The sequence below is a fragment of the Parazoarcus communis genome, from assembly GCF_003111665.1.
GTDB classification, from domain to species: domain Bacteria; phylum Pseudomonadota; class Gammaproteobacteria; order Burkholderiales; family Rhodocyclaceae; genus Parazoarcus; species Parazoarcus communis_B.
This window is the reverse complement of the sequence record NZ_CP022188.1, coordinates 2,952,027-2,978,081: the sequence shown is the minus strand read 5'-3', so window position 1 is coordinate 2,978,081 and position 26,055 is coordinate 2,952,027. Positions and strand designations below refer to the sequence as shown.

Below are 26,055 nucleotides of genomic sequence, written 5' to 3'. Positions count from 1 at the left end.
GCAGCTGTCGTTCCGGTTGTGGAGCGGGACGGCGCCAAAGCACGAGCAGAAAAAGAAAAAGCCCCTCAAACAAGGGGCTTTTTCTTTGGTCTGGCGGAAGCTCAGGGATTCGAACCCTGGATACCTTTCGGTATGCCGGTTTTCAAGACCGGTGCAATCGACCACTCTGCCAAGCTTCCGGAAGGCGCGCAGTATATCACTCGACGCGAGAAATGGAGCCGCTTCAGCAGCGTTCGAAGAGCGCAATCGACTCCACATGCGAGGTCTGCGGAAACATGTTGGCGATGCCGGCTTCGCGCAGGGCGTAGCCCTTTTCGTGCACGAGCACGGCTGCATCCCGCGCCAGCGTGGCCGGATTGCAGGACACGTACACGATGCGGGCAGGAAGCTGCTGCGGGCTCAGCGCCCGAACCACCGCAATCGCGCCTTCGCGCGGCGGGTCGATCAGCAGCTTGTCCAGCCGACCCAGCGCGGCGAGGCTGTCTTCGGTGGTGTCGAAGAGATTGGCGGCATGAAATTCGGTGCGCTCGGCCAGTCCGTTGCTGCGGGCGTTTTCCAGTGCGCGCTGCACCAGCGACTCGCTACCCTCCACCCCGACCACGGTTGCGCCCAAGCGCGCGATCGGCAGACTGAAATTGCCCAGGCCACAGAACAGATCGGCAATCCGCTCGCCCGGTTGCGGATCGAGCAACTGCATGGCGCGCCGGATCAGCAGGCGATTGATATGCACATTCACCTGGGTGAAGTCCGTCGGCCTGAAGTCCATGCTCACATCGAACTCGGGCAAGGTATAGGCGAGGCTTGGCGCTTCCTTGGGGTGGAACCGGTATGCGGTGCCGGGCTCACCCGGCTGCAGCCACACCTGCACCCCTGCCTCGTCGGCAAACTGGCGCAGACGGGACTCGTCAGCGGCCGACATGGGCGACAGGTTGCGAAAGACAAACGCCGTGCCGGTGTCGCTGACGGCCAGTTCGATCTGCGCCACGCGCTCCGGCTTCGACAGCCCGGCGATGACTTCGCGCAGGCGCGGCAACAGGGCCGAAATCTGCTTCGGCAGGACATCGCAAGCGCGCATGTCGGCAATATGGCTCGAGCGCCGCTCGTGAAAGCCGATGCGCAGACCGCCCTTGCCCGGCAGCATTTTCACGCTGATCCGTGCCCGGTAGCGGTAGGCCCAGGACGGGCCGTGAATGGCAGCATGGATGATCCCGGGCTTGATCTTTCCGATATGCCTGAAGGCATTCTCCATGACGCGCTGCTTGACCGCCGCCTGCGCCACCGGGTCGAGATGCTGCATCGAACAGCCGCCACAAACGCCATATAGCGAGCATCGCGGCGTAACGCGTTGCGCGCTCGGTTCAATGATGCGAACCGCCTCGGCCTGCTCGTAGGTGGGTTTGCTGCGGTGAACCGCGTACTCGACGGTTTCACCCGGCAATGCCCCCTCGACGAAGACCGCCTTCCCACCGACATGGGTGACGCCACGGCCTTCATGGTCGAGTGACTCGATGACTGCAATCGGCATGTTGCTTCCCGATGGAGAAAAGCCCGCGATTTTAACGCATGCGCACGATCTGCCGGAGCGCATTGCCCGACGTGCACCTGCATTCGGCTCTGCTGACGGTGGCTGCACCGAAGATGCCCGACGCCTATAATGCAGCCCATGATGAAAACTCTGCTCGGGGGCATGTCGCCCCGCCAGTTTCTTGAGGAATACTGGCAAAAGAAACCCCTCCTCGTGCGTCAGGCCGTACCCGGCTTCACCGGCGTCGTATCGCGCGACGAACTGTTCGACCTCGCCTGCGACGCTGATGTCGAATCGCGCTACGTGCGCTACCTGCCCGACACGCCGGGCAGCGACTGGGTGCTCGAACGCGGACCGCAGACACGCGGTCGACTGCGCGGCAAGCGTCAGCCGTGGACGGTACTGGTTCAGGGCCTGAATCTGTGGTCACCCGCCGGTGATGCCCTCCTGCATCAGTTCGATTTCATTCCACAAGCCAGGCTCGACGACCTGATGGTCAGCTACGCAGTCGATGGCGGCGGCGTCGGCCCGCACTTCGACAATTACGATGTCTTCCTGCTGCAGGGCATCGGCAAGCGCCGCTGGCAGATTGCCGACCAGGAAGACCGCAGCCTGGTCGAGGATGCACCGCTGCGTATCCTCAAGAACTTCGAACCCGCACACGACTGGGTACTCGAGCCCGGCGACATGCTATACCTGCCGCCCCACTGGGCCCACAACGGCACGGCGATCGGTGAATGCACCACCTACTCGATCGGCTTCCGTTCCCCCACGGCGCAGGAACTGGGCGCCGAGTTCCTCGGCTGGATGCAGGAACGCATCTGCCTCAACGGCATGTATGCCGACCCTGACCTGACACTGCAGGAGAACTCAGCCGAGATCGGGCCGAAGATGATCGACCAGATCGAGAACATGCTTTCCGGAATCCGCTGGTCGCGCAAGGACGTCACCGACTTCGTTGGCGAGTACCTGACCGAACCGAAAGCGCACATCTTTTTCGATCCGCCGGAAAACCCCCTGAGCCGCAAGCGCTTCGAGACTGCAGTGAACAAGCACGGCTACGCGCTCGATGCCCGCACCCTGCTGCTGTGGTCCGAAACCGGCTTCTATCTCAACGGCGAGCCGGTCGAGTTCGACCCGACCGACCGTGCACCACTCGCAGATCTCGCCCACCGCCGCAAGCTGGAGCCCGGGCAAGCGCTGTCGGCCGGTTTCCTCGATCTGCTGCATCAATGGCACGAGGACGGATTTGGCCATCCGTCATCCGATCATGCCTGAACCCGTCACGCGCAGCTTCGACACCTGGTCCGACTATCGCAGCGCGCTGCTGGAGATGCTTGGCCAGGCGCAATCCACCCTGCTGCTCGCGGATCCGGATCTGCGCGAGACAGGGTTTGAGAGCAGTGCCGGCGTCGAGGCGCTCACAGCCTTGCTGCAACGCTCGGCCCAGCCGCTCGCCATCCGCATCCTGCTGAAGGATGCTGCCTACCTCGAACAGCACTGTCCACGTCTGCTTGGATTGCTTGCGCGTTTCAGCCAACGCATGGTCGTGAGGGTAGCAAGCGACGTGCGGGCGGTGCCCGACGCCCCCTTTGCCATCGCGGACGGCAAGGATCTCGTCATCCGCTTTCATCACGAGCGCGCGCGCGGAAAACACTGCACCGACGATCCGCAGTCCACTTCAGTGCATGTCGCACAATTTGAAACACTTTGGACAAGTGGCGAAACGGGCCCAAATGGCGTGCAGCTTGGGCTCTAGCCCGATTTCAATGCTTTTCGCAATGCACCATTCCTGTGGATGCTCGCAATCGTAACGTGCTAGCATTGTCATGCTTCCGGTATCCGATATTCATCGTCGAAACGCCGGGCAACTGCTGTCTTCACCCAAATCAAAAGGAAAACAGAATGAAGCTCTCTCTCCTCGTCGCCGCCATGATGGCCTTCGCCCTTTCCGCCTGCAGCAAGGAAGAGCCGGCACCTGCTCCGGTCGAGCAAGTTGCACCGGTCGAGCAGCCCGCTGCTGTTGAAGAAGCGAAGGAAGAAGCTGCTGCCGCAGCTGAAGAAGCCAAGGAAGGCGCTGCTGACGCCGTTGAGGCCGCCAAGGAAGGCGCTGCCGACACCGTTGAAGCTGCCAAGGAAAGCGCTGCTGCTGCAGTTGAAGCCGCCAAGGAAGGCGCGGCCAACGCTGTGGACGCTGCCAAGGAAGGCGCTGCTGCCGCTTCCGACGCTGTTAAGGGCGCCATGCCGAAGTAATCCTTCAGCACGGATGCAAAAAAGCCGGTCTTTGCAGACCGGCTTTTTTTTGCCCGGCGTCCGGGCATTCACCAAACCGGATGCCGGCCGCCGCCACGAAGGGCGGACAGACCGGCATCGGTCGGCTTAACGCAATTCCTGCTGCAGCAATCCAAGCATGCGCTTGGCCGTGGCCGACTTGTCCACAGCGCCATCTTTGGTCAGCACGGTGACGGTCGACCCTTCGGCCTGCCCCTGCACCCTGAGCTTGTACTCACTGCCACCGACGGCAGGCTTGTCGCTGCTGCGCCAGAACGCCAGCTTGGAGAAGAAGCCTTCGTCCTTCCCGCTGCGACTGTCTGCATCGGGATCGACATAGCGTACGAAATAAAGCCCCTGGGCACGATCACGGTCTTCAACCGTGAAGCCGATGCGGTCGAGCGCCAGACCCACACGACGCCAGGCGCGATCGAACGGCTCCTGCACCTGCAGGTTCATCTGACCATCGACCGATGCCATCTTGGCGCGCTCTGCCACCGGCGCCACGGCGAGTGCAGCCTGCGCACGGGCCTCATCAGCACCGAGGCTGATCATCAGTCGGCGCAGCATCTCGGCTTCGAGTTCGGGGTCGGCCGGACGCGGTTGCCAGATGGTCGAATCCTTGGCCTCGGTCGGGTAGATTTCCATCATGCCGCGGTGGCTGATGTAGATCTCGACGGTACCGGTGTCCTTGCCCACTTCCAGGCGCGTACGGAACTTGTCGCGCTCCGGGGTGGAGTACAGACCGTCGATGACCTTACCCAGCGTCGAACGCAGAAAATCCTGCGGGATCTTGGCGCGGTCTTCCGCCCAGTCGGTCTCAAGCACGCCGATTTCGGGGCTGTCGATATTCAGGATGAAACCGAGTTCGAGCCAGAAGTTCTTGATCTGCGGCCACAGTTCGGCCGCATTGCCCGGCACGACCAGCCAGCGCTGGCTACCGGCACGCTCGATACGCATGCGATCGGGCACGGGCATGACGTCATTGGAGGCGCGGACGCCCGACTGTCCGGCGCGGTCAGCGTTGTAGGCCGAGAAAGTCGCCACGCCACGCGGTGCCACATCGGGCACTGCGAAGCGGTCATCGCGCGTGGGCGCGGTGAGATCCGGCGGAATCTCGAGCGGCGCGATCTGGTTGTTGCTGGCGCTCTTGTAATCGATACGTTTGGATTCGAGCAGGGAACTGGAGCAGCCTGCGAGCAGCAACGAAAGCGCAAGCAGGGAAGCATTAGTGCGCAAGGAGCGATTCATGAGGTTCCTGGTGGGAAATTGCAGATCAGAAATTGATGCCGGCCTGGCGCATGGCCTGCCGCACACGTTCGTGACAAGTGTCGCTCAACTGCGTCAGCGGCAAGCGAATGCCGTCGCCCATCAGACCCATGCGGGCAACCGCCCACTTGACCGGAATCGGGTTGGCTTCGCAGAACAGGTTGCGGTGCAGGCCGAGCAGGCGCGCATTGATCTCGCGCGTCTTGCGTGCATCGCCGGCAAGTGCCGCCGCACACATCTCGTGCATCGCACGGGGGGCGACGTTTGCCGTCACCGAGATGGTCCCGTGACCGCCCAGCAGCATGAAGGCGGCGACAGTCATGTCGTCGCCGCTGTACAGGGCAAAGCCTTCTGGCGCACGTGCGATCAGGTCGCAGTTGCGGTCGATGCTCCCGGTCGCATCCTTCACACCGATGATGTTCGGAATTTCAGCCAGACGGAGCGTGGTGTCGTTGGCCAGGTCGGCGACGGTGCGGCCGGGCACGTTGTAAAGAATCAGCGGCAGCTCGACCGCTTCGGCGATGGTACGGAAGTGCTGGTAGAGCCCTTCCTGCGTCGGACGGTTGTAATAGGGAACCACTGACAGGTGAGCGGCGGCGCCGGCCTGTTCGGCATAGCGCGCAAGTTCGACCGCCTCGGCGGTCGAGTTCGCGCCGGTACCGGCGATGACCGGAATGCGTCCGGCCGCATGCTCGACCGTCGTGCGGATCAGCTCGCAGTGCTCATCGACATTCACCGTGGGCGATTCGCCCGTGGTGCCCACAATAACAATCCCGTCGGTGCCTTCGGCAACGTGCCAGTCGATCAGACTGCGCAAGCGGGGGAAATCCAGGCTGCCATCCTCATTCATCGGCGTGACGATGGCGACAATCGATCCGGTAATCATGGCAGGGGCCAAAACAGTAAAAACCTGATTCTAACCGATCGCCGCATCACAGCCAGCCCCACAACACGTCACGCGGGGCTGACAGGGCGCGGATCAGAGATCGGCCAGTGACTTGATGTGGGAAACGACCGACCGGGCGAGCGAGCTCAGCGAGTAGCCACCCTCAAGAATGGAGACGATGTGCTTGTGACCGCAATCCTCCGCGACCCCCTTGATCTGCTGGGTCGCCCAGATGTAATCGGCCTCTACCAGACCGAGCGACCCCATGTCATCTTCATAGTGCGCATCGAAACCCGCGGAAATGAAGATGGCCTGGGGATTGTGCTCGCGCAGCGCAGGCACCCAGATGTCGCTGACGACCTGCCTGAATGCATCGCCGCGCGTACCCGCCGGGACCGGTACATTGCAGAAGTGCGCGGGCTGATTCTCGGTGCCGCTGTACGGGTAGAACGGATGCTGGAAGATGCTCGCCATCATGACCCGGGGATCGTCCCGGAACACGTCTTCGGTGCCGTTGCCATGGTGTACGTCGAAATCGACGATGGCCACCCGCTCCAGGCCATGAACATCGGTTGCATGCCGCGCCGCGATCGCGACGTTATTGAGAAAGCAGAACCCCATTGCCTTCGCACGCTCGGCGTGATGACCAGGCGGGCGCACGGCACAGAATGCATTCTCGATCTCGCCCTTGAGCACCAGATCCGTGGCCAGCACGCCAGCACCCGCGGACCGCAGCGCGGCCTTCATGGTGTTGGGGCTCATGGCCGTATCAGGGTCAAGGTGGCGGATGCCGTGCTCAGGCACGCTGCTCATCAATTCGTCGAAGTAACTCGCCGGATGAACGCGTGTTATCTGTTCGGCGGTCGCAAGCGGCGCATCGAAAAAGGACAGGTAGAGATCAAGTCCTGCGGCAATCAGACGATCGTTGATCGCCCCCAGCCTGTCCGCACATTCCGGGTGATGAGCCCCCATGTCATGCAACCAGCAATCGCGGTGCGTGATGAACGCCGTTGTTGTCATACCCCTCCTCTCCTGAAACGGGCGAACTTTCCCTGACAGCCCGATTCAAACGGGCTGCGGTGATGGCCCATGTTACGGGCTCGCTGTCTTTGTCGTCTATTATCACCGCTTCCCGGCCAATTTCACAATGTGCGAACTCATGCCCCAACGTCATGCAACCAGACTCCTTGAAGCCGCCAGCCAGATCATCCTCGGCAAGGAGCATGAACTGCAGTTGGCGCTGTCGTGCCTCATCGCACGCGGGCATCTTCTGATCGAGGACATGCCGGGCGTGGGCAAGACCACGCTCGCCCATGTACTCGCACGTCTGGTCGGTCTTCATTTCCAGCGCATCCAGTTCACCAGCGACCTGCTGCCCGCAGACATCGTCGGTGTATCGGTGTTCGATCGCGAGACCAGCAGCTTCCGCTTCAATGCGGGGCCGGTGTTTGCCCAGCTGATTCTCGCCGACGAGATCAATCGCGCCACGCCGAAGACCCAGAGCGCCCTGCTCGAAGCCATGGAGGAGCGCCAGATCACCGCCGACGGTGCCACCCTGCCGCTGCCCGACCCGTTCTTCGTCATTGCCACGCAGAACCCATCGACCCAGATCGGCACCTTTCCCCTGCCGGAGAGCCAGCTCGACCGCTTCCTGATGCGCATCCGCCTCGGCTACCCTGACCGCGCAGCTGAGCGCGCATTGCTGATGGGCGAAGCACGGCGCGAGCTGATTGAACGCCAGCAGCCCGTGATCACACCCGACGACCTGATCGAATTGCAAGATGCCGCTCAAGCCCTTCAAGTGGCCGACCGCCTGATCGACTACGTGCAGAACCTGCTCGCAGCCACGCGTCAGAGCAACGAATTCGCTGGTGGCCTGAGCCCGCGCGCAGGGCTCGGTCTGCTGGCGTCGGCTCGCGCCTGGGCGCTGATCGAAGGGCGCGACCATGTGCTTCCGGAAGACGTGCAGCGCATGTTCCCCCATGTTGCCGGGCATCGCCTCCACCTTGCCGGCGACGGCCGCCCGCCAGCACCTGCCGCCCTCGACCGCTTGCTGCATTCCGTACCGGTGAGCTGATGATGCGCGTCGACGCCGTATCCAGCGGCGCGCGGCGGCTGATCGACCGTTGGCTGTTCCGCCTCGGGCGCCCGGAAGCCGCGCCGATCATTCTTTACCAGCGCCGCATCTACGTTCTGCCGACAGCGGCGGGATACGCCTTCGCCCTCGCGCTGCTGGTGATGCTGATCGCCTCGATTAACTACAACCTCAGCCTGGGCTATGGGCTGACCTTCCTGTTGGGCGGCGTCGCCGTTGCCAGCATCGTTCATGCCTTCCGCAACCTGCTCCAGCTCTCCATCCGCAGCGGCCGTACCGAACCAACCTTCTGCGGCGACACGGTCATCTTTCGCCTGTTGATCGACAATCGACGTCCGGCCCGGCGGCCCGCCCTGACCTTGCGCGCGCAGGGCGGATCGAGCGCCTTCGATTTGCCGCCCGGGACAGTGACAGAAGTCAGCCTCGCGCTGCCGACAAAGACCCGCGGAACATTTCCGCTGGGCCGCACGACACTCGAAACCCGCTGGCCGCTCGGACTGATCCGCGCCTGGAGCGTGTTCATTCCGGATAGCACCGGCCTCGTCTACCCGGCACCCGAAGCCGACCCGCCCCCCTTGCCTGGGCAAACTGCAGGCGAGGCTCACGGCCAGCGCAGCCTGCGGCCTGGCGATGACGATTTTGCAGGACTGCGCAATTACCAGACGTCGGACTCGCCTCAGCATCTGGCGTGGAAGGTGCTCGCCCGCGGGGGAGCGCTGATGACCAAGCAATTCTCGTCGCTCGAAGGCGGCGACGTCTCCCTGGAATGGTCATCGCTGCCGCCCACGCTCGACGACGAAGCGAGGCTGTCACGACTGACGGCCTGGCTGCTGATGGCCGAACGCAGCGGACAGCGTTACGCCTTGCAGCTGCCGTCGCGCTACTTTCCACGCGGCTGCGGACGCGCGCATCTTCATCAGTGCCTGAGCGCGCTGGCGCTGCATGGCCAGCCACATGCCGGGAGCAGCGATGTTTAGGCGCAGGGCCGTAACACCGCCACACTCGAGCGGCCAAGCCGCGCTGCGCCGGGACCAGGGTGCATGGCTGCTGGGCGCGGCGGCACTGACCCTCGCGCCCCACCTCCTCACCCTGCCGCTCTGGGTGTCGGCGCTGAGTGTGCTCCTGCTGGGCTGGCGCGCCAGCCTGCTGTGGCAGGGCGGCCGCACACCAAACACTTACCTCATCCTTTTGATTGCCGTCGCCGCGGGCATCGGTGTGCGTGTGGCCTTCGGACACTTCTTCGGCAAGGATCCCGGCCTCGCCTTTCTGGCACTGCTGCTCGGACTGAAGCTGCTGGAAACGAGCAGCATGCGCGACATCCGGGCGGCCATCCTGCTGTGCTTCTTCCTGCAACTGGGCGTGTTCTTCGACAACCAGAGCTTGCCGGTTGCGGGGCTCGCCCTCTGTGCCAACCTGCTGTCGATCGGCGCCCTGCTGTCCCTGTCCGACCCCGCGGCCGGCACCCGCGAGCGTCTGCGCACCAGCGCGCTGCTACTGGCGCAGGGGCTGCCCTTCATGCTGGTGCTCTTCGTGCTGTTTCCGCGTATCGAGGGACCCTTATGGGGCCTTCCTGCCGACGCCCACAGCGGCATGAGCGGCCTCTCCAACACCATGGCTCCGGGCTCAATCAGCGACCTCAGCCTGTCCGAAGCGATCGCCTTCAGGGCCGATTTCGCGGGTATCCCGCCCCAGCCTGCGCAGCGCTACTGGCGCGGTCCTGTGCTGAGCGTTTTCGATGGCACCACCTGGCGCGCCGCACGCCACCTCGAAGGCGACCGCCCACCCTATGAGCCCTCCGGGCCGCGGCTTGATTACCGCATCACGCTCGAGGCCCACAACCAGCGCTGGCTGCTGGCACTCGACTTTCCTGCCGGGTCTCCGGACGGCGTGCGCTACAGCAGCACCTTCCAGGCCATGTACAGGCAACCGCTGCGCAGCCGCACACGACTCGACCTGGCTTCCTACCCGGAAACCGTCGTCGGCCTCAATGAACATGCCCACGTACTCGACACCGCGCTGCGCCTGCCGCCCGACAGCAACCCGCGCACCCAGGCGCTGGCGCAGCAACTCGCCGCGGGATCGACATCGCCCGAAGACATCCTCGCGAGGACGCTTGCTCGCATGCGCGAGATCGACCTCACCTACACCCTGCGCCCGCCACTGACCGGTACCAATGGCGTGGACGCCTTTCTGTTCGACACCCGTCGCGGTTTCTGCGAGCACTTCGCATCGGCCTTCGTGTTCATGATGCGCGCCGCTGGCGTTCCGGCGCGCGTCGTCACCGGCTATCAGGGCGGCGAGATCAATCCGGTGGACGGCAGCATGATCGTGCGCCAGTCGGACGCGCACGCCTGGGCCGAGGTATGGCTGCCACAGCGCGGGTGGGTGCGGGTCGACCCCACCGCCCTTGCCGCCCCCGGACGCATCGAGTCCGGCATGGCTGGCGCGCTGCCGGCAGGCGAAGTCCTCCCGCTGTTCATGCGCCCACATCTTTCGTGGTTGCGTGATCTGCGTTTCCGCTGGGAAGCCGTGTCGAACAGCTGGAACCAATGGGTTCTTGGCTACAATCCTGAACGGCAGCGCGAATTTCTGTCACGATTGGGTCTGGGCGAACTCAGCTGGTCGACCTGGATCGGTGTTCTGGGCGTCATGGCTGCCGGTCTGATGGGGCTGCTTTTTGCATGGGCGCTCAGACAGGCACGTGCGGCCGACCCCCTTGACCGGGCCTGGGCCGCGTTTTCCGCCAGGCTTGCCCGCCGCGGACTGAACCGGCGCCCGGCCGAAGGTCCGCTCGATTACGGTCGCCGCCTTGCGCAGGCCCTGCCGGACCACGCAGCCGAGATCACCGACATTACGACGCGCTATGCAAACCTGCGCTACCGCCCCCCTGCCAGCCCCGAGGCGGTTCGCGAACTGAAACGACGCATCCGGATACTGAAACTGACATGACTGGAATCACTGCACACCTGCCCCTGTCCCGCCTCGCCTGCACCCTCGCACTGAGCCTGTCATTCGGACTCGGCAGCGCCAGCGCAGACACCGAAAACTATGCAGAACGCGAGGATGTGCAGGCTTTCATCAGCGACCTGTCCGCGCGCCATGGCTTCGATGCCGGGCAGTTGAGCAGGACAATCGGCCAGGCCCAGAAGCTCCCCCGTGTGATCTCGCTGATCACCCCACCCACCAAACGTGGCGTGCGCTCATGGGAACGCTACCGTTCGCGGTTCATCGAGCGTATCCGTATCGAGCGCGGACTCGACTTCTGGGATGAGTACGCCCCGATCCTGCAGGCTGCCGAAGAACGCTATGGCGTGCCGGCCGAGATCATCGTCGCCATCATCGGGGTGGAGACCGTTTACGGCCGCCATACCGGCAATTTCGAAACCCTGTCGGCACTGACCACGCTCGCATTCGACTACCCGCCGCGTGCCGACCTGTTTCGCCGCGAACTCGAGCAGCTCTTCCTGCTCGCCCGGGAGCAGGGGCGCGAGCCGACGAGCTACTCGGGCTCCTATGCCGGCGCACTCGGCTACCCGCAGTTCCTGCCCAGCAGCATGCGTGCCTACGCCGTGGACTTTGACGCCAACGGTGTGATCGATTTCGAGGACAACCCGCTCGACGCCATTGGCAGCGTGGCCAACTATCTCCACGCCCACGGATGGCAGCCGCAGGCGCCGGTGGCGGTGCGTGCCCGCCTGAGTCTGGATGCAAGCCCTGCTCCGCTGGTGGCTGCGGGAATCGAACCGACCCTGAGCGCCGACACGCTGCGCGACGCGGGCATCACGGCAGCCGACGGCGAAGCGGTCACTGCGCCAATCACGCTTGTCGACCTCGAAACCCCGGGCGCCGATGTCGAATACTGGCTGGGTTACCGCAACTTCTACGTCATCACCCGCTACAACCGCAGCAGCTTCTATGCGATGTCGGTCTTCGAGCTCGCGCAGACCATCCGTGCGCGCAGACTGGCCCTCAACCTGGCGGTCTCAGGCTAGTTCCGGGCCGCAGGAGCGTGCCGCAGCGAACATGAGCGGAAGGTACCCGCTTCGGCGGGCGCGCTGGCGCGCAAACGCTCAGAAAAGGGCGTCCTTGGAGATACCGCGGCGCCGGAGCGTGCGCCGGAGTTGGCCCAGCGCCTCGAGCTGTATCTGGCGTACCCGCTCGCGCGTAAGCTCTAGCCGGGCGGCGAGTTCTTCGAGTGTCAGCATTTCGCACTCGTCGATGCCGTAGCGGTGACGGATGACCAGACGCTGCTTCTCGTTGAGCATGTCGATCCAGGTGCGCAGCAGCGTTTCGATTTCCGCGCCGTGAATCAGCACTTCGGGGGATTCTGCGTGGTCGTCCGCAAGCGACTCGCCGATGGACAGACTGGGATCGATGTCCAGCGGCGCATCGAGCGAGGCCGTATGTTCGCTCAGCGCAAGAATGGCGCGAACGGTCTCGATGGGTTTGTCGAGACGCTGGGCGATTTCCTCCAGGGTTGATTCCCCGTTGGAATTCGCCTCGATGTTGCGCTGAGCGCGCAGCACCTGGTTCAATTCCTTGACGACGTGCACCGGGAGCCGGATCGTGCGCGACTGGTTCATGATCGCGCGCTCGATGTTCTGCCGGATCCACCATGTCGCGTAGGTCGAGAAGCGAAACCCGCGCTCCGGGTCGAACTTTTCCAGCGCGTGGATCAGACCGAGGTTTCCTTCCTCGACCAGATCCAGCAGTGGAATGCCGCGATTCAGGTAGTGTTTGGCGATGTTGACCACGAGCCGAAGGTTGCGCTCGATCATCGTCTGGCGCGCCTCGAAATCACCCAGCCTCACACGGCGCGACAAGGCCGCTTCTTCTTCGGCCGTCAGCAGCGGATTGGCACCGATCTCGTTGAGATAAATCTGGGTGACGTCGCTGAGAAACTCATTCTCGACCACCGGCGCCTGACGGTCGGAGAAAACCTCCACCTCAAGGGGAAGATCCGGTTCTTGACTATCGATATCGTCAGGGTTTGCCGGCTCTTCCATGTGCCTCCTCGTCAGTGTGCGGGCAGGTATTTCAGCGGATCAACCGGCTGCCCCTGCTTGCGAATCTCGAAATGCAACTTCGGCCGATCTGCGTCGGTACTGCCAAGCTCTGCAATCTTCTGACCCTTTGTGACCGTTTCAGCTTCCTTTACTAGCAGTTGCTGATTGTGTGCATAGGCTGTCAGGTAATTGGCATCGTGTTTGATGATGACCAGTTTTCCAAGACCACGCAAGCCGCTTCCGGAGTAGACCACCTTGCCGCCGGCCGAGGCAAGTACGGGCGTACCCGGAGTACCTGCGATATCGATCCCCTTGTTGCGCAACTTGGCATCACCCGCCACCGGTTCGTCGAAACCGACGATGACCTTGCCCTTTACCGGCCACAGCCAGTCGCCATCAGGCCCCGGCAACCGTGGGGTTTCAGGCGCGACAGGCGCAACCGGCGGCTTCGGCTCGGCTACTGCGACATCGCCGGGGCGCTGCATCTTTTCCCAGGCCTCGTCCGAGTACGGCTGCTTGCCGCCACGCGGCTCCTGCTTGATCGATGCTGCGCCGCTGGTCTGCGGAACAACCGGCGAAATCACGACCGGTTCGGACGTGATCGGAATCACCTGTGCCACCGCGGGCGTATCGGGCGCAACCCGCAGCTCCTGCCCGACGTGGATCTGATTGGGGTTCGTCAGGCCATTCCAGCCCACGATATCTGCAACGCTGACGTTGTACATGCGGGACAGGGCCAATACCGTCTCACCGGGGCGCACCACGTGAAAACCCGCGCGCTCAACCGGCGCGGCTGCAGCAGGCGGCTGCGTCCCGTCACGAACCGGAGCGGAAACGCGGCTGGCGCAGCCCGCGGTCAATGCGAGCAGCGAAACCATCCCGAGCAGGGCCAGGCGACGACGAAAAATTTCTTTGTTCATTCTGTACCAGTCAATAGCGGCACGAAGCGCACTGCTTCGTACCAGCTTTCCTTGAATACGTTACCCTGCCGCTCGATCAGCAACAGGCGTTGTTCTCCGCTGCCCACAGGAATCATCAGGCGCCCGCCGGGCGCAAGCTGATCTTTCAGCGCCTGGGGCACACCGACAGCTGCGGCAGCGACAATAATGGTGTCAAACGGTGCTGCCTCGGGCAAGCCTACGCTGCCGTCAGCATATTTCAAACGTACATTCGGCAGGCGCAGCGGACGCAGATTGTTGCGCGCACGATCAAGAAGCGGGCGTATGCGCTCTACCGCATAGACATCTGTCGCAATCTTGGAAAGCACTGCAGCCTGGTAACCACAACCCGCTCCGATTTCCAGCGTGCGACCGAGTTCCCGGCCCGCACGCAACAACTCAATCATGCGCGCGACGACAAAGGGCTGGGAGATGGTCTGCTGGAAACCGATCGGCAGCGCGGAGTCGTCATAGGCGCCGTAGGCCAGCCCTTCCTCGACAAACTGGTGACGGGGGATCTGGGCCATCGCAGAGAGGACCTTCTCATCCCGGATTCCCTGCGCACGCAGGCGATCGACCATTCTGGCCCGGGTTCGCACTGCATCGGGCGTCCGCGCGTTCATTGTGCCAGCCAGTCCTTTACAGTATGAATCTGTGCGGAGTGCGTCAGGTCGATCTGCAAGGGCGTGATCGACACCATGCCGTTTGCCACCGCATTGAAGTCGGTACCGTCACCAGCGTCCGCTGCGCCACCGGCAGCCCCCACCCAATATACGGTCTCGTTGCGCGGTGTCACGCTGCGGATGACCGGCTCGGCCTTGTGACGCTTGCCCAGACGGGTCACCTGCGTCCCCTTGATCTGCTCATAGGGCAGATCGGGCACATTGACGTTGAGCAAGGCGGGCCGCGGCCAGGGCTGGCGCATGAAGCGCTCGGCGAGGTCACGCGCGACGCGTGCCGCGGCCGAAAAATCCGACGCGCCCTTGCTGACCAGCGACACCGCGATCGAAGGCACGCCCAGCAGGAAGCCTTCGGTGGCAGCAGCCACGGTGCCCGAGTAGATGGTGTCGTCACCCATGTTGGCGCCATGATTGACGCCGGATACCACCATGTCGGGCATATGGTCGAGCATGCCCGTGACCGCCAGATGCACGCAGTCGGTTGGCGTACCGTTGACGAAGTAGAACCCATTGGCCGCACGACGCAGGGACAGGGGGCGATCGAGCGTCAAGGAGTTGCTCGCGCCGCTGCGGTCACGTTCGGGCGCAACGACGGTTACCTCGCCGATTTCTGCCAGCGCCGCTGCGAGCGCTGCAATCCCTGGCGCGAAATAGCCGTCGTCGTTACTGACCAGAATACGCATCTTGAATCCGTTCGGAATGAGACCCCGTCGATCGACAAGGTCGGCCGATGTTAGCACAGCAGCAGGCATGCCTTCCGGACGCGCCAGAACAAAAACCGGCCAGCGCCGGTTTGAATTCGTTTGAGCCGGGCTCCGGATCCGGAACCCGCTACCCTGAGACTGCCTGCTGCAGGAGAGTCGGACACGCCGCTCTTCGCCACACCACACGGATCATCAGGCCGCCGATCGGAAAGGCCACTGCTCGAAATGAAAAGCGATGCGATTATCGCACGCCAGCCCCGCAAGAACCATTTCTTCGGCGGTCTGGCGCGCCCTTCACGTCCCATCAGCTTCCGAGCATCAGCACGCCGGCACCGCTCACGACGACGCCGATGCTCCGCTTCAGGGCCAGCCCCGTGCGCGATTCGGGAAGCCAGCGCGCACTCAGGAATCCGGCCAGGTGCAGCGCACCCGTAGCCAACACGAATCCGCCCGCGTAGCGCATGAAACCCGCGTCGCCCATCTCTGCGTAATGGGCATGGCCGTGGAACACTGCAAAAATCGTGATCAGCGGAAGCGTGAAGGCCAGCGACAGGTTTGTCAGCGAGATCAGCAGCAGACCAAGCACGATCACCGACGCTGCGACCACGCCCTCGACCGCCGGCAGGGCGACGCCCGCCATCCCCAGCAGCGATCCACCGAGCATCGCCAGCACGAAGCCCAGGGGCAGCCCCCAGCGCGCCGCACCGCGCTGACCCGCGGCGTAAAGCCCCACGGCAAGCATTGCGAGCAGGTGGTCGAGGCCGCTCACCGGGTGCATCAGGCCCGACGCGAATCCCGCATCCGCATGCCCCGGATGTGCGAACACCGATCCGGCACAAAGGCTGAGTACGGCAGCAATCAGAACACGAGAGCGAAGCATGGAATTCTCCTCATTTTTTGGCGTTGTCGAGCAAACTGTCATCGATTGATACAAGATGCGTGCCAGCAAGCGCCCCCACTGCCTGCTGGCAATCCGGAGCCCCTTTTTCGCCACACCGGATGCGCTGCTGGCGGTGCGCAGCCCAAGCCGGTTACAGACTTTCCACTGCGCGTCGCGGAGGCGTCAGCGCGCAAGCGGCAGTTCGAGCGTGAATGCCGCACCGCCCGCAGACAGGTTTTCGGCCCGCAACGACCCGCCATGCCGCTCGACAATGCCGTAGCTGATGGACAAGCCAAGCCCGGTACCCTGCCCCACCGGCTTGGTGGTGAAGAAGGGATCGAACACGTGTGCCAGATGCACAGGAGTGATGCCGGGGCCGTTGTCTTCGAAGCGCAAGAGGATGCGTGCCCCCTGAGCCGTTGAAACCTGCTCCGAGGAAATCCGCAGCGTCGGCAACTCGGTCAGACGGGTGGCATCAGCTGCGTTCTGAACCAGGTTCATCGCCACCTGCTGCATCTGCCCTGCCGATCCGATCACCGGTAGCGGACCTGAAAACTCCGTCGCAACCTTGAAGCTCTTGCGCTCTGCCTGACACACCCAGCGCACCGCACGCTCGATGACCTCGGCAAGATCGAAGCGTTGCTGCTCGTCACGATCGACCGCAGAGAAGCGCTTCAATCCATCGACGATCTCACGCGTACGCTCGGCGCCCTCGATCGTGCCCTCGATCAGTGGATCGAGATCGACCAGGATGCGGTCGATACGCAGGCGTTTGCGCAGCTGTTCGATCTCCTCGGCCGGCACCCCCTCATGCACGGCGGCAAGGTACTGCCCGAGACGCTCGGCATAGCGGCGCAGCGCGTGCACATTGCCGATGATGAAGCTGATCGGGTTGTTCAACTCATGCGCAACGCCGGCCACCAGGCGCCCAAGAGAAGCCATCTTTTCCGAATGCAGCAGTTGCTGCTGGGTACGCTTCAGGTCGTCGTGCGCCTGAGTGAGCGCCTGATAGGCCTTGCGCAGTTCGCCGACCGGGCGCCCGGTCACGACCATGCCTAGGGACTTGCCCACCGCATTGAAACGCGGCGTACAGTTGAAGGAGACCGGCACCGACGCGCCGTCGTGCGCGCGCAACGGGAGTTCGCAATCGTGCACTTCCTGATCGCCTCCGGTCACATTGAGCCGGGCACGCGCCAGCACGCGCGCGTCGCCATCGGCAAACAGGTCGAAAACCGAGGTGCCGCGCAAATCTGCGGCCTTGCGCCCGGTAATCACCTCGAGCGCCGGGTTCACATCCTCGATGGTGCCGTCGCGCCCACAGATCACCAGAATGTCGGACATCGCAGTCAGCACGCTGAGGATGAACTGCTGCGACTCCTCAAGCTTGGCGTTCTTTTCCTCGAGTGCGACCTCGTACTGCAGCAGATCGGAATAGACCTCATCCATCTTGTGGATCACATCCATCCACACGTCCTCGCCCACACCGACGAGTTCGCCAGGATGTCCGGTATGGCCGACGTCGAGGGAAGACTCAGGGGTATTTTTCACGCAGTCCTCCTCAGTGCACCGTGCATACCATGCAGGGGTCGAAGGAGCGCACGACATGCTGCACCGCAAGCGGCATTTCATCCGACTCGCACGCGGGCGTGCCCACCAGAGCCTGTTCGAGCGCGCCGGGCGTACCGCGCTCGTCGCGCGGAGAAAAGTTCCAGGTCGTGGGCGCGATGATCTGGTAGCGCTGAATCCGCCCCTTGCGGATCACGACCCAGTGTCCGAGCGCACCGCGCGCGGCTTCGATCAGGCCCACGCCCTGCGCCGAATCGGGCACGCCGGCTTCGGTGCAGAAACGTTCGCCAGGCTCGATCGCAAGCGCCCAACGCTCCATCTCGGGCACCACCCGCGCAATTTCGAGCAAGCGCCCGACCACCCGGCTGAACACGTTTCCGCCGCCCGCAGCCACGAGATCGCGCGCCAGCGGATGGGCATCCACCACCTGCCGCGACAAGGCGCCGCACTGCACCACCTCGCCCCGCCAGCGCGGCGCCTTGCACCAGCTGTAGCCGGACTCGCGCGCGATATCGGGCTGGGTGAAACCGGAAAGCGGATGGCAGGCCCCCTCCCCCGCCATCCATGCATGGGAGACGTCCTCGGTCACATCTTCATGGGCGAAGTCGAGCAGGCTGGCCGACACCCCATCCCACACTCCGCGGGCGAAGAGGCGCTCGCCTTCGAACACGTAATTGCCATGGCTCAGGTAGCGTTCGCCCCCCTCACAGCGCCCCAGGCGATCGAGCCGGAGGTTGCGGGCAATCCCCAGGAAACGGGCGAAATCCCCACGCTCCGGCCCCTTCGCATCGAACCACTCCCACAGGGCCGCCTCGGAGCCGATACCGCTGATGGCCTCCAGTGCATCGCCAAACAGATGACGCTCCAGCCAGGCGCGAAAATGCCGGATCAGGGACACCATCCTCACGCGCTCGGTCGCGCTGACAGCGCGCGCCGACCCGCCAGGCTGCACGCTCAGCGTGTGCGGCCACTTGCCGGCCAGCGTGCCGAGCAGGTGCATGAACTGCGCCCGTGCGGGCAGGACGTCGGCCGCGGCCGCCCCCCGGATCGCCTTGAAGCGCGCTTCGGCCGACGCGAACCACGGCGCACCGGCATACGCGTCGCGCGCGAAATCCGGCATGAAGAACAGATAGAAATGGGTCAGGTGATCGGCGAGGTTCTCGGTAGCAAGCATCAGGTTGGTCGCACGCGCGCCATTGGGCGGAGGCGTCACGCCCATCGCATCGGCGAGGGCCGTCGCAGCCGCCACCGACTGGGATACGGAGCAGATACCGCAGATGCGCGGCACGATGACCAATGCATCAGCCGGCACCTTGCCTTCGAGAATCTGCTCGAAACCACGATACAGCGGCGAATTGACTCGCGCCGCCGAAACCACGCCATCATCGGTATCGAGGCTCAGCTCGAGGTCGCCCTCGACGCGGTTGAACGGGCCCAGCACACGACGGCTCATGGGCGTACCTGCACAGGCCGGCGCACCGCCACGCTGCGTCGAGCGACACCGCAATCCATCATCCGGACGATCACACTTGCCACCTTCAAGGTCATTTCACACCCTGTTACTTGAGCCCGGTCTTGCGGATGACCGGCGTCACCACCGGGTGATCTGCCGTCGCATTGGTTCGCACCCGCTTCGGCGTGGCCGACTTGGACAGCGCCGCGAGTGCGACAAACCAGGCCTTTGGCATGTCGGTCGGCAAGCCGATGGGAATGCCGCCCACCTTGGGCGTTTCAAAGAAGGGATGGCCGGGCTCCTCGAAACCGGGTTCGGTACAGCTGATGCAGGGGTAGCCCCCGCTGGTACATGAACCTGCTCCGTTCCATGGGCGCACATTGCAGTCGGCGTGCGCCTGCGTACCCTTGCAGCCCATGTGCTCCATCATGCAGCCGAGATCGGACGCCTTCTCCGCGCTGGCCTTGAACTCGTAGAACTCGTTGCGCGAACAGCCGTGGTGCACCAGCTGGTCTGCATAGAAGCGCGGACGCCCGAGCGCATCAAGGTCGGCCGCGGCGATGCCGTCGAGCGCAAGCGCCAGCAGGGTTTCCAGCACCCAGCCCGGATGCGTCGGGCAGCCCGCGACATTGATCACCGGCAAGCCGCTTGCGCTGCGATAGCCGGCACCGAGCAGGCCGCCTGCCGCGTTGCCATCGTACTGCAGGCCGCAGGCATCGGTCGGGTTGTATGCGGCTGCGGTCACCCCGCCAAACGCAGCGCAGGTGCCCACCGCCACGGTATGACGTGCGCGCGCCGCCAGGGCGCGGACCCAGTCGATCATCGCCTGCCCGGTACCCGCCAGCACATGAAAACGGCCACTGCCATGCGGTCCGCGCAGCAGCGCGCCCTCCACGCAGAGGACGTCGAGCGGGGTCGTCCCGGCGATACAGGATTCGAGGATGGCCACCGCCTCGCGGCCGCTGGCCTCGGACAGGCTCGGGTGCCACAACAGTGACACGCCACCGCCCTCGAGCGTCGCAAGCACGTCGGGCGACTCGGCGCACAACAGGGACATGGTGCAGCCACCACAGCCGCCGGATTGAAGCCAGAGCACGTTCATGAGCGGTATTGAAGCACAGGATCAGTCCTTGTCGAGCCCGTAGCGGGTGAGCTTGTTGCGCAGCCCCACGCGCGACAGGCCGAGCTCGCGCGCAGCATGGGTCTTGTTCCAGCGATGACGCACGAGGCTCTCCCTGACGATGCGGGCCTCGAGCGCGTCGAGCCGGGTCTTGAGATCACCGTCGAGCCCCGACAACAGCTCGAGTGCCGGCTCCTGCTCCACCGCGGCAGCACGCAGCACGCGCGGGCTGAGATCGGCCGCACGCAAGTCGCCGTCGTCCGCCAGTGCGACCATGCGCAGTACCTCGTTGCGCAGTTCGCGCACGTTGCCAGGCCAGCGGTACGCAGTCAGACAGGAAAGCACATCGTGCCCAAGCCGCTGTGGCGCCAGCCCCGCCGCGGACAGGGTTTCGTCGACGAAGGTCTGGGCGATGAGGCCGATATCCATCGGCCGCTCGCGCAGCGGCGGCACCTGAATGGTGATCGCGGCGATACGGTAGTAGAGGTCCTCGCGGAAACGACCGCCGCGCACGTCGGCCTCGAGGTCGCGGTTGGTTGCCGCCACCACGCGCAGATCGACCGGTAGCGGGCGGGGCGCGCCAATCGGTCGCACCTCCCCTTCCTGCAGCACCCGCAACAGCTTGACCTGGAAAGCCGGCGTGGTTTCGCCGATCTCATCGAGAAAGATGCTGCCCCCATCGGCCTGCTTGAACAGCCCGACCCGATCCTCGTAGGCGCCGGTAAACGCACCACGCTTGTAGCCGAACAGTTCGGATTCGAGCAGCTGGTCCGGCACCGCACCGCAGTTCTCGGTGACGAAGGGCTCGGAACGGCGCGGGCTGGCCAGATGCAGCGCGCGCGCGAGCAGCTCCTTGCCGGTACCCGACTCGCCGGTGAGCAGCACCGGCACATCGAGCCGCGCCACCTTGCACAGCAGATCGCACACCGCATTCATTGGCGAATCCGGCGCACGCAGCAAGGTGTCCAGCGCAAACTTGCGTTCGATCACCTGGCGCTTGCTCGCCACCCGCTGACGCATCACCGGCCCCGTCACCTTCAGGTCGAGCGACAGGCGCTGGTTCTCGGTCTGCAGCCGGTAGATCTCCGCTGCGCCACGCAGGGTAAGGAGCAGCTGTTCCGGCTGCCAGGGTTTGAGCAGGTACTGGTAGATGCCAGCCTCGTTGATGCCGGCGATGATGTCCTCGGACTCGGTGTAGCCCGAGATGATGATGCGCACCGCGTCCGGCCACTTGTCGCGTACCTCGCGTAGAAACTGCACGCCGGACACCCCGGGCATGCGCTGATCGCACAGCACGATCTGTATCCACTCGCGCGCCATGACCTCAGCCGCTTCGGCCGCAGACGAGGCGGTGAAGACGTTGAAATCCTCTTCCAGCGTGCGATGCAGGGCTTCCTGCGAGCGCAGTTCGTCATCCACCACCAGCACGCCTGGCAATTCGCTCGTCATGCACCCGCCTCCGTTGCGCCTTCCGGCACCCGCCACCCCAGATCGCGGTGCAGGGCCAGATGCCTCGGCGTCCACGACTGCGCCGATTTGTGCACGAAGTGGTAGCGCGCCACGTGATAACTCGGATCGAAGCCGAAGAAGTTGCGTCGCATCTGTTCAAGTTCGTGGTCGCGATAGGCGGCAAGCGGCTTGATGGCTTCGTCAGCAGCACGGCGGCTCTGCTTGTCCGCCAGCCGGGCTGGGTAGTCCGCAGCGCGCGCAAGCGCATCCGCGTGTGCAGCCACCTCACGCTCGAAACCGGGCAGATCGCGACCGAAACAGGCGTCGATCAGCCCCGCCTCCACGGCACGTCCGGCCAGCAGCGGCAAGCGGCTGGACATGATCGTGCGCGCAGTTTCCGGGCCAACCCTGCGCGGCAGCAGATAGGTCCAGTACTCGGAGCCGTAGAGGTTGCCCATGTTGCGGTAGTGAGGATTGAGGACCACGCCCTCGCGCGCCCAGACGAAATCCGCAGCCAGCGCCAGAAAGCAGCCGCCCGCGCCGGCATTGCCGCGCATCGCCGCAACGGTCAGTTTGTCGCTCGTCTGCAGCAGTGCCAGACAGACGTCGTCCATGGCATTGATGTTTGTCCACGACTCGTCGGCCACCGAGCGTGCCGCCTCGATGGTGTTGAGATGAATCCCGTTGGACCAGAAATCACGTCCGCCTTCGAGCACCAGCACCCGCGTCGGCCGTGCATTGGCCTGTTCGATGGCTTCACGCAACTGCCCGCACTGGGCGGTACTCATCGCACCGTTGTAGAAGTCGAAGCGCAGGAAGCCAACGCAACCGTCGGCAGACTCGCGGTAGCCGATCGCATCGGCATCCGGGTCGGCAAGCAAGGGCAAAACCGCGACCTGTTGCGGAAAGGCGTCCGCGACCGGAAGCTTGAATCGGTGTTCGCCATTGCTGCACCTGACGTGACCGATCCACACTGCGCCATCGACCGTTGCGCGCAACACCGCGCCATCGGCCCGCCGCCCCACGACCTCGCCTGCCGCGGCCTCGTGCTGCACCTGAGCGGGCTGTGCGTCGAAGAGCCGGCAGTCCTCTCCGAAAAGCGTATCGGCCACACCCGGATAGCCGTCAGCCGCACGCAGCCGCGCAAGCACCGTGGCCGTGCCGTCAGCGGCCCAGTCGATGCTGCGATCCGCCTGCTGCATGGGTGGGTGCCAGGTTCCGTTCGCGCCCGTCCAGTCGTGGATGGGACAGGGTTGCCACCGTCTCGCACGCCACGCGGCGACGCGCGCCAGCGCCTCGCGCACGGCTGCGAGCGCGGCATCGGTCACCTCGTTGCGGTAAAGGCTGGCCTTGGTCGCGGCCCGCATCGGAAAGCGCCGCGCCGCCCACACCGGGCCGGCGTCCATTTCAGCTTCGGCCTGCAGCACCGTCACACCCCATTCGGGCACCCCGTCATGAATGGCCCAGTCCAGCGCTGACGGCCCACGGTCGCCGACGATGCCCGGATGCACGATCAGGGTGAGGTGTTCGCGCCAGATCGAGGCCGGCACCGCGCGCTTGAGAAAAGGACACACGATCACATCGGGCCGGAACAAGGCCACGGCCTCTTCGGCCACCGCGTTGGCAATGTCGAACTCCACCGACACCCGATGCCCGTCGGCACTCAGTTCGGCAAAGAGACGCTGGCTCAGGCTGTTGAAGGCGTGGGTCAGAAACAGGATGCGCATCCGTTCGGCCTCAGCAGATGCGGGGCAATTGCTCGCCCGACAGCCAGTCGACCATGCGCCGCCCGCCAAACCCGGTGCGGATCTGTACGAAATGGTTGGGATCGTCGATCACCTCGCCGATGCGCGCGGCCTCGGTGCCAAGCGGATGCGCGCGCAGGGCGGAAACGGCTGCGTCCGCATCGGCCGCGGCACAGATCACCACCAGCTTGCCCTCGTTGGCCACATACAGCGGGTCGAGGCCGAGGAACTCGCACGCGGCCTCCACCTGCGGATGAACCGGTATCGCCGCCTCCTCGAGGCTGATCCCGACCCCGGACTGGACCGCAATCTCGTTGAGCGTGGTCGCCAGCCCGCCGCGGGTGGGGTCGCGCATAACCCGGACGCCGGGCACAAGCTCGAGCAGGTGGGCGATCAGGCCGTACAGCGCGGCCGTGTCGGACACGATTTCGGTGTCGAAGGCGAGCGATTCGCGCTGCGACAGGATGGCCGTGCCATGGTCGCCGATGCTGCCGGACACGATCACCGCATCGCCCGCGCGCGCATTCGCGCCGCCAATGTCGCGCCCCGCCGGCAAGGCCCCGACGGCGGTGGTGGAAATGAACACACCGTCGCCCTTGCCTGCTTCGACCACCTTGGTGTCTCCGGTCACCACCGGCACGCCGGCCTCGCGCGCGGCCGCGGCCATCGAATTGACGATGCGTACCAGATCGGCCAGCGCAAAGCCTTCTTCCAGAATGAAGCTCGCCGCAAGGTAGAGCGGGCGGGCGCCCATGACGGCCACATCGTTGATCGTGCCGTGCACCGACAGGCAACCGATATCGCCGCCGGGGAAAAACAGCGGTGACACCACGTGCGCATCGGTGGCCATCACCAGCCGCTCGCCCGCTGCGGGTGCAGGCAGCACCGCCGCATCATTGCCCTGCCCCAGCCACTCGTTGGCGAAGGCGCGCGCAAACACCTCGTCGATCAACTGCGCCATCGCTCTGCCACCCGCACCATGTCCCATATCCACCCGGCCCTGTTTCAGGTCGAGCGGGCGGACATAGCCTTTCTTTACCTCACCCATGTTGGGGCCTCCAGCGTCGCACTCCAGCCTCCAGTCACGCAGCCACCACCGGAATATCGCGGAAGCGACCGTAGTTGTAGTGGGCCGCGCACGCACCTTCGGACGACACCATGCACGAGCCCATCGGATTCTCTGGCGTGCACACCGTGCCGAAGATCCTGCAGTCGGTCGGCTTTTTCACCCCGCGCAGGATCGCACCGCATTCGCAGGCCTTGTTGTCCGCCACGCTGCGGTAGGCGATGTCGAACTTCGCCTCGGCATCGAAGGCGGCGAAGCGCGCCCGAATGCGCAGCGCCGAATACGGCACCTCGTGCAGACCGCGCCATTCAAAGCTGCGACGCAGTTCGAACACGTCGCTCACCAGCGCCTGCGCCTTGAGATTGCCGTCCTCGGTAACGGCGCGGGTGAACTCGTTCTCGACCTCGGCGCGACCTTCGTTGACCTGGCGGATCAGCATGCGCACGGCCTGCATCACGTCGAGCGGTTCGAACCCGGCGATCACCACCGGCTTGCGATACTCCTCGGCGAAGAAGGCATACGGGCGGCTGCCGATGATGGTCGACACATGCGCCGGCCCGATGAAGCCGTCCAGCGGCACGCTGCCGATCTCGCGCACCTCGGGCGACTCAAGGATGGTGACGATGGCCGACGGCGTGAGCACGTGGTTGCAGATCACACTGAAATTGTTCAGCCCGAGCGCTTCGGCCTGGCGAATCACGAGCGCGGTAGGCGGCGTCGTGGTCTCGAAGCCGATGGCGAAAAACACCACTTCGCGCGCCGGGTTGGCCTGAGCGAGCGCCACTGCGTCGGCCGCCGAATACACCATGCGGATATCGGCGCCACGCGCCTTGGCCTTGAGCATCGACAGCCCGTCGGAGGCCGGCACCCGCAGGCAGTCGCCATATGTGCACACGATCACCTCGGGCCGCGCAAGCGCCAGTCCGATCGCCATGTCGATGCGGCCGATCGGCAGCACGCATACCGGACAGCCGGGGCCGTGGATCATGCGCACATTGGGCGGCAGCAGGTCGGTCACACCGTAACGCGAGATGGCATGGGTATGACCCCCGCAGAACTCCATGAACGCATACTCGCGCGCCGGATCGGCCTCGGCGCGAATCGCGGCCGCGAGCTTCTGCGCAAGACCTCCGTCACGGAACTCGTCCACGTACTTCATGCGCCCACTCCGGCGCCCGGCACGCCACCGATGCCGGCCTCGGCGAACAGGGCGAGCGTGCGCTCGGCCTCCTCCGCATCGAGCCGGGACAGGGCGTAGCCGACATGGACGATCACGTAATCCCCCACCGCGACATCCTCGACCAGGGCGAGCGAGATCTCCTTCTTTACCCCGCCGAGATCGATGCGGGCATTGTCACCGTCGAGCAGTTCGACGACACGGGCAGGAATCGCAAGACACATG

The 26,055-nt window shown here is 64.5% G+C and carries 24 protein-coding genes and 1 tRNA gene; 7 read left to right on the top strand and 18 right to left on the bottom strand.

Annotation, left to right across the window (positions count from 1 at the left end):
* Positions 1-91: 91 nt before the first annotated feature.
* Together CEW87_RS13655 and rlmD are read right to left on the bottom strand one after the other, a co-directional pair.
* Positions 92-179: transfer RNA gene (locus CEW87_RS13655), tRNA-Ser, on the bottom strand.
* A 44-nt stretch (positions 180-223) separates the two neighbouring features.
* Positions 224-1,525 carry a 23S rRNA (uracil(1939)-C(5))-methyltransferase RlmD gene (rlmD, locus tag CEW87_RS13650; RefSeq protein WP_108973791.1) on the bottom strand — a complete coding sequence of 434 codons (1,302 nt, stop codon included), beginning with the start codon at positions 1,523-1,525 and terminating at the stop codon, positions 224-226.
* Positions 1,526-1,663: 138 nt separating this feature from the next.
* Between rlmD and CEW87_RS13645 the strand changes: the two genes are divergently transcribed.
* The 3 genes from CEW87_RS13645 to CEW87_RS13635 all read left to right on the top strand — a co-directional run bounded on the left by CEW87_RS13645 (position 1,664) and on the right by CEW87_RS13635 (position 3,778).
* Positions 1,664-2,803, top strand: a complete 1,140-nt coding sequence (locus tag CEW87_RS13645; protein WP_108973789.1) for a cupin domain-containing protein — start codon at positions 1,664-1,666, stop codon at positions 2,801-2,803.
* Positions 2,796-3,284, top strand: a complete 489-nt coding sequence (locus CEW87_RS13640; protein ID WP_108973787.1) for a hypothetical protein — start codon at positions 2,796-2,798, stop codon at positions 3,282-3,284. Before CEW87_RS13645 ends, CEW87_RS13640 begins: the two co-directional genes overlap by 8 nt.
* Positions 3,285-3,430: 146 nt before the next feature.
* On the top strand, positions 3,431-3,778 hold the full coding sequence (locus CEW87_RS13635; protein WP_108973785.1) for a hypothetical protein: 348 nt from the start codon (positions 3,431-3,433) through the stop codon (positions 3,776-3,778).
* A 126-nt stretch (positions 3,779-3,904) separates the two neighbouring features.
* Here the strand turns inward: CEW87_RS13635 and bamC are convergent, their stop codons facing one another.
* The 3 genes from bamC to CEW87_RS13620 form a co-directional block, all read right to left on the bottom strand.
* On the bottom strand, positions 3,905-5,047 hold the full coding sequence (gene bamC / locus CEW87_RS13630; RefSeq protein ID WP_108973783.1) for an outer membrane protein assembly factor BamC: 1,143 nt from the start codon (positions 5,045-5,047) through the stop codon (positions 3,905-3,907).
* A gap of 25 nt (positions 5,048-5,072) precedes the next feature.
* Complete coding sequence (gene dapA, locus CEW87_RS13625) at positions 5,073-5,951, bottom strand: 4-hydroxy-tetrahydrodipicolinate synthase (protein WP_108973781.1); 879 nt, start codon at positions 5,949-5,951, stop codon at positions 5,073-5,075.
* Between the two features lie 93 nt (positions 5,952-6,044).
* The gene (locus tag CEW87_RS13620; RefSeq protein WP_108973779.1) at positions 6,045-6,971 is read right to left on the bottom strand and encodes a histone deacetylase family protein; all 927 of its coding nucleotides are present in this window, start codon (positions 6,969-6,971) and stop codon (positions 6,045-6,047) included.
* A gap of 139 nt (positions 6,972-7,110) precedes the next feature.
* Between CEW87_RS13620 and CEW87_RS13615 the strand changes: the two genes are divergently transcribed.
* The 4 genes from CEW87_RS13615 to mltB are packed head-to-tail and all read left to right on the top strand — an operon-like array spanning position 7,111 to position 12,038.
* The gene (locus tag CEW87_RS13615; RefSeq protein ID WP_108977215.1) at positions 7,111-8,028 is read left to right on the top strand and encodes an AAA family ATPase; all 918 of its coding nucleotides are present in this window, start codon (positions 7,111-7,113) and stop codon (positions 8,026-8,028) included.
* Positions 8,028-9,023 carry a DUF58 domain-containing protein gene (locus CEW87_RS13610; protein WP_234421536.1) on the top strand — a complete coding sequence of 332 codons (996 nt, stop codon included), beginning with the start codon at positions 8,028-8,030 and terminating at the stop codon, positions 9,021-9,023. The genes CEW87_RS13615 and CEW87_RS13610 overlap by 1 nt, the downstream gene beginning before the upstream one ends.
* The gene (locus tag CEW87_RS13605; RefSeq protein WP_234421535.1) at positions 9,016-10,995 is read left to right on the top strand and encodes a transglutaminase TgpA family protein; all 1,980 of its coding nucleotides are present in this window, start codon (positions 9,016-9,018) and stop codon (positions 10,993-10,995) included. Before CEW87_RS13610 ends, CEW87_RS13605 begins: the two co-directional genes overlap by 8 nt.
* Positions 10,992-12,038 (top strand): lytic murein transglycosylase B, encoded by a 1,047-nt coding sequence (gene mltB / locus CEW87_RS13600; RefSeq protein ID WP_108973775.1) that lies wholly within the window; start codon positions 10,992-10,994, stop codon positions 12,036-12,038. The genes CEW87_RS13605 and mltB overlap by 4 nt, the downstream gene beginning before the upstream one ends.
* 78 nt (positions 12,039-12,116) lie before the next feature.
* Here mltB and rpoS read toward each other — a convergent pair whose 3' ends face one another.
* The 13 genes from rpoS to CEW87_RS13535 all read right to left on the bottom strand — a co-directional run bounded on the left by rpoS (position 12,117) and on the right by CEW87_RS13535 (position 26,054).
* Positions 12,117-13,052, bottom strand: a complete 936-nt coding sequence (gene rpoS, locus CEW87_RS13595) for an RNA polymerase sigma factor RpoS (protein ID WP_108973773.1) — start codon at positions 13,050-13,052, stop codon at positions 12,117-12,119.
* 11 nt (positions 13,053-13,063) lie between these two features.
* Positions 13,064-13,972, bottom strand: coding sequence for a peptidoglycan DD-metalloendopeptidase family protein (locus CEW87_RS13590; protein WP_108973771.1), 909 nt, complete (start codon positions 13,970-13,972; stop codon positions 13,064-13,066).
* The gene (locus CEW87_RS13585; RefSeq protein WP_108973769.1) at positions 13,969-14,571 is read right to left on the bottom strand and encodes a protein-L-isoaspartate(D-aspartate) O-methyltransferase; all 603 of its coding nucleotides are present in this window, start codon (positions 14,569-14,571) and stop codon (positions 13,969-13,971) included. Before CEW87_RS13585 ends, CEW87_RS13590 begins: the two co-directional genes overlap by 4 nt.
* A 38-nt stretch (positions 14,572-14,609) precedes the next feature.
* The gene (surE, locus tag CEW87_RS13580) at positions 14,610-15,353 is read right to left on the bottom strand and encodes a 5'/3'-nucleotidase SurE (protein ID WP_108977211.1); all 744 of its coding nucleotides are present in this window, start codon (positions 15,351-15,353) and stop codon (positions 14,610-14,612) included.
* 325 nt (positions 15,354-15,678) lie between these two features.
* A complete protein-coding gene (locus tag CEW87_RS13575; RefSeq protein ID WP_108973767.1) occupies positions 15,679-16,254 on the bottom strand; it encodes a HupE/UreJ family protein in 576 nt (191 codons plus the stop codon).
* A gap of 183 nt (positions 16,255-16,437) precedes the next feature.
* Positions 16,438-17,802 carry a sensor histidine kinase gene (locus CEW87_RS13570; RefSeq protein ID WP_234421534.1) on the bottom strand — a complete coding sequence of 455 codons (1,365 nt, stop codon included), beginning with the start codon at positions 17,800-17,802 and terminating at the stop codon, positions 16,438-16,440.
* A gap of 10 nt (positions 17,803-17,812) precedes the next feature.
* On the bottom strand, positions 17,813-19,273 hold the full coding sequence (locus CEW87_RS13565; RefSeq protein ID WP_108973763.1) for a nickel-dependent hydrogenase large subunit: 1,461 nt from the start codon (positions 19,271-19,273) through the stop codon (positions 17,813-17,815).
* A gap of 106 nt (positions 19,274-19,379) precedes the next feature.
* Complete coding sequence (locus CEW87_RS13560) at positions 19,380-20,375, bottom strand: HupU protein (protein WP_108973762.1); 996 nt, start codon at positions 20,373-20,375, stop codon at positions 19,380-19,382.
* 21 nt (positions 20,376-20,396) lie between these two features.
* Positions 20,397-21,842, bottom strand: a complete 1,446-nt coding sequence (locus tag CEW87_RS13555; protein ID WP_108973760.1) for a sigma-54-dependent transcriptional regulator — start codon at positions 21,840-21,842, stop codon at positions 20,397-20,399.
* Positions 21,839-23,569 carry a hydrogenase maturation protein gene (locus CEW87_RS13550; protein WP_108973758.1) on the bottom strand — a complete coding sequence of 577 codons (1,731 nt, stop codon included), beginning with the start codon at positions 23,567-23,569 and terminating at the stop codon, positions 21,839-21,841. Before CEW87_RS13550 ends, CEW87_RS13555 begins: the two co-directional genes overlap by 4 nt.
* A 10-nt stretch (positions 23,570-23,579) precedes the next feature.
* Positions 23,580-24,635 (bottom strand): hydrogenase expression/formation protein HypE, encoded by a 1,056-nt coding sequence (hypE, locus tag CEW87_RS13545; RefSeq protein WP_108973756.1) that lies wholly within the window; start codon positions 24,633-24,635, stop codon positions 23,580-23,582.
* 34 nt (positions 24,636-24,669) lie between these two features.
* Complete coding sequence (gene hypD, locus CEW87_RS13540) at positions 24,670-25,812, bottom strand: hydrogenase formation protein HypD (protein ID WP_108973754.1); 1,143 nt, start codon at positions 25,810-25,812, stop codon at positions 24,670-24,672.
* The gene (locus CEW87_RS13535; RefSeq protein ID WP_108973752.1) at positions 25,809-26,054 is read right to left on the bottom strand and encodes a HypC/HybG/HupF family hydrogenase formation chaperone; all 246 of its coding nucleotides are present in this window, start codon (positions 26,052-26,054) and stop codon (positions 25,809-25,811) included. Before CEW87_RS13535 ends, hypD begins: the two co-directional genes overlap by 4 nt.
* Position 26,055: the final 1 nt, after the last annotated feature.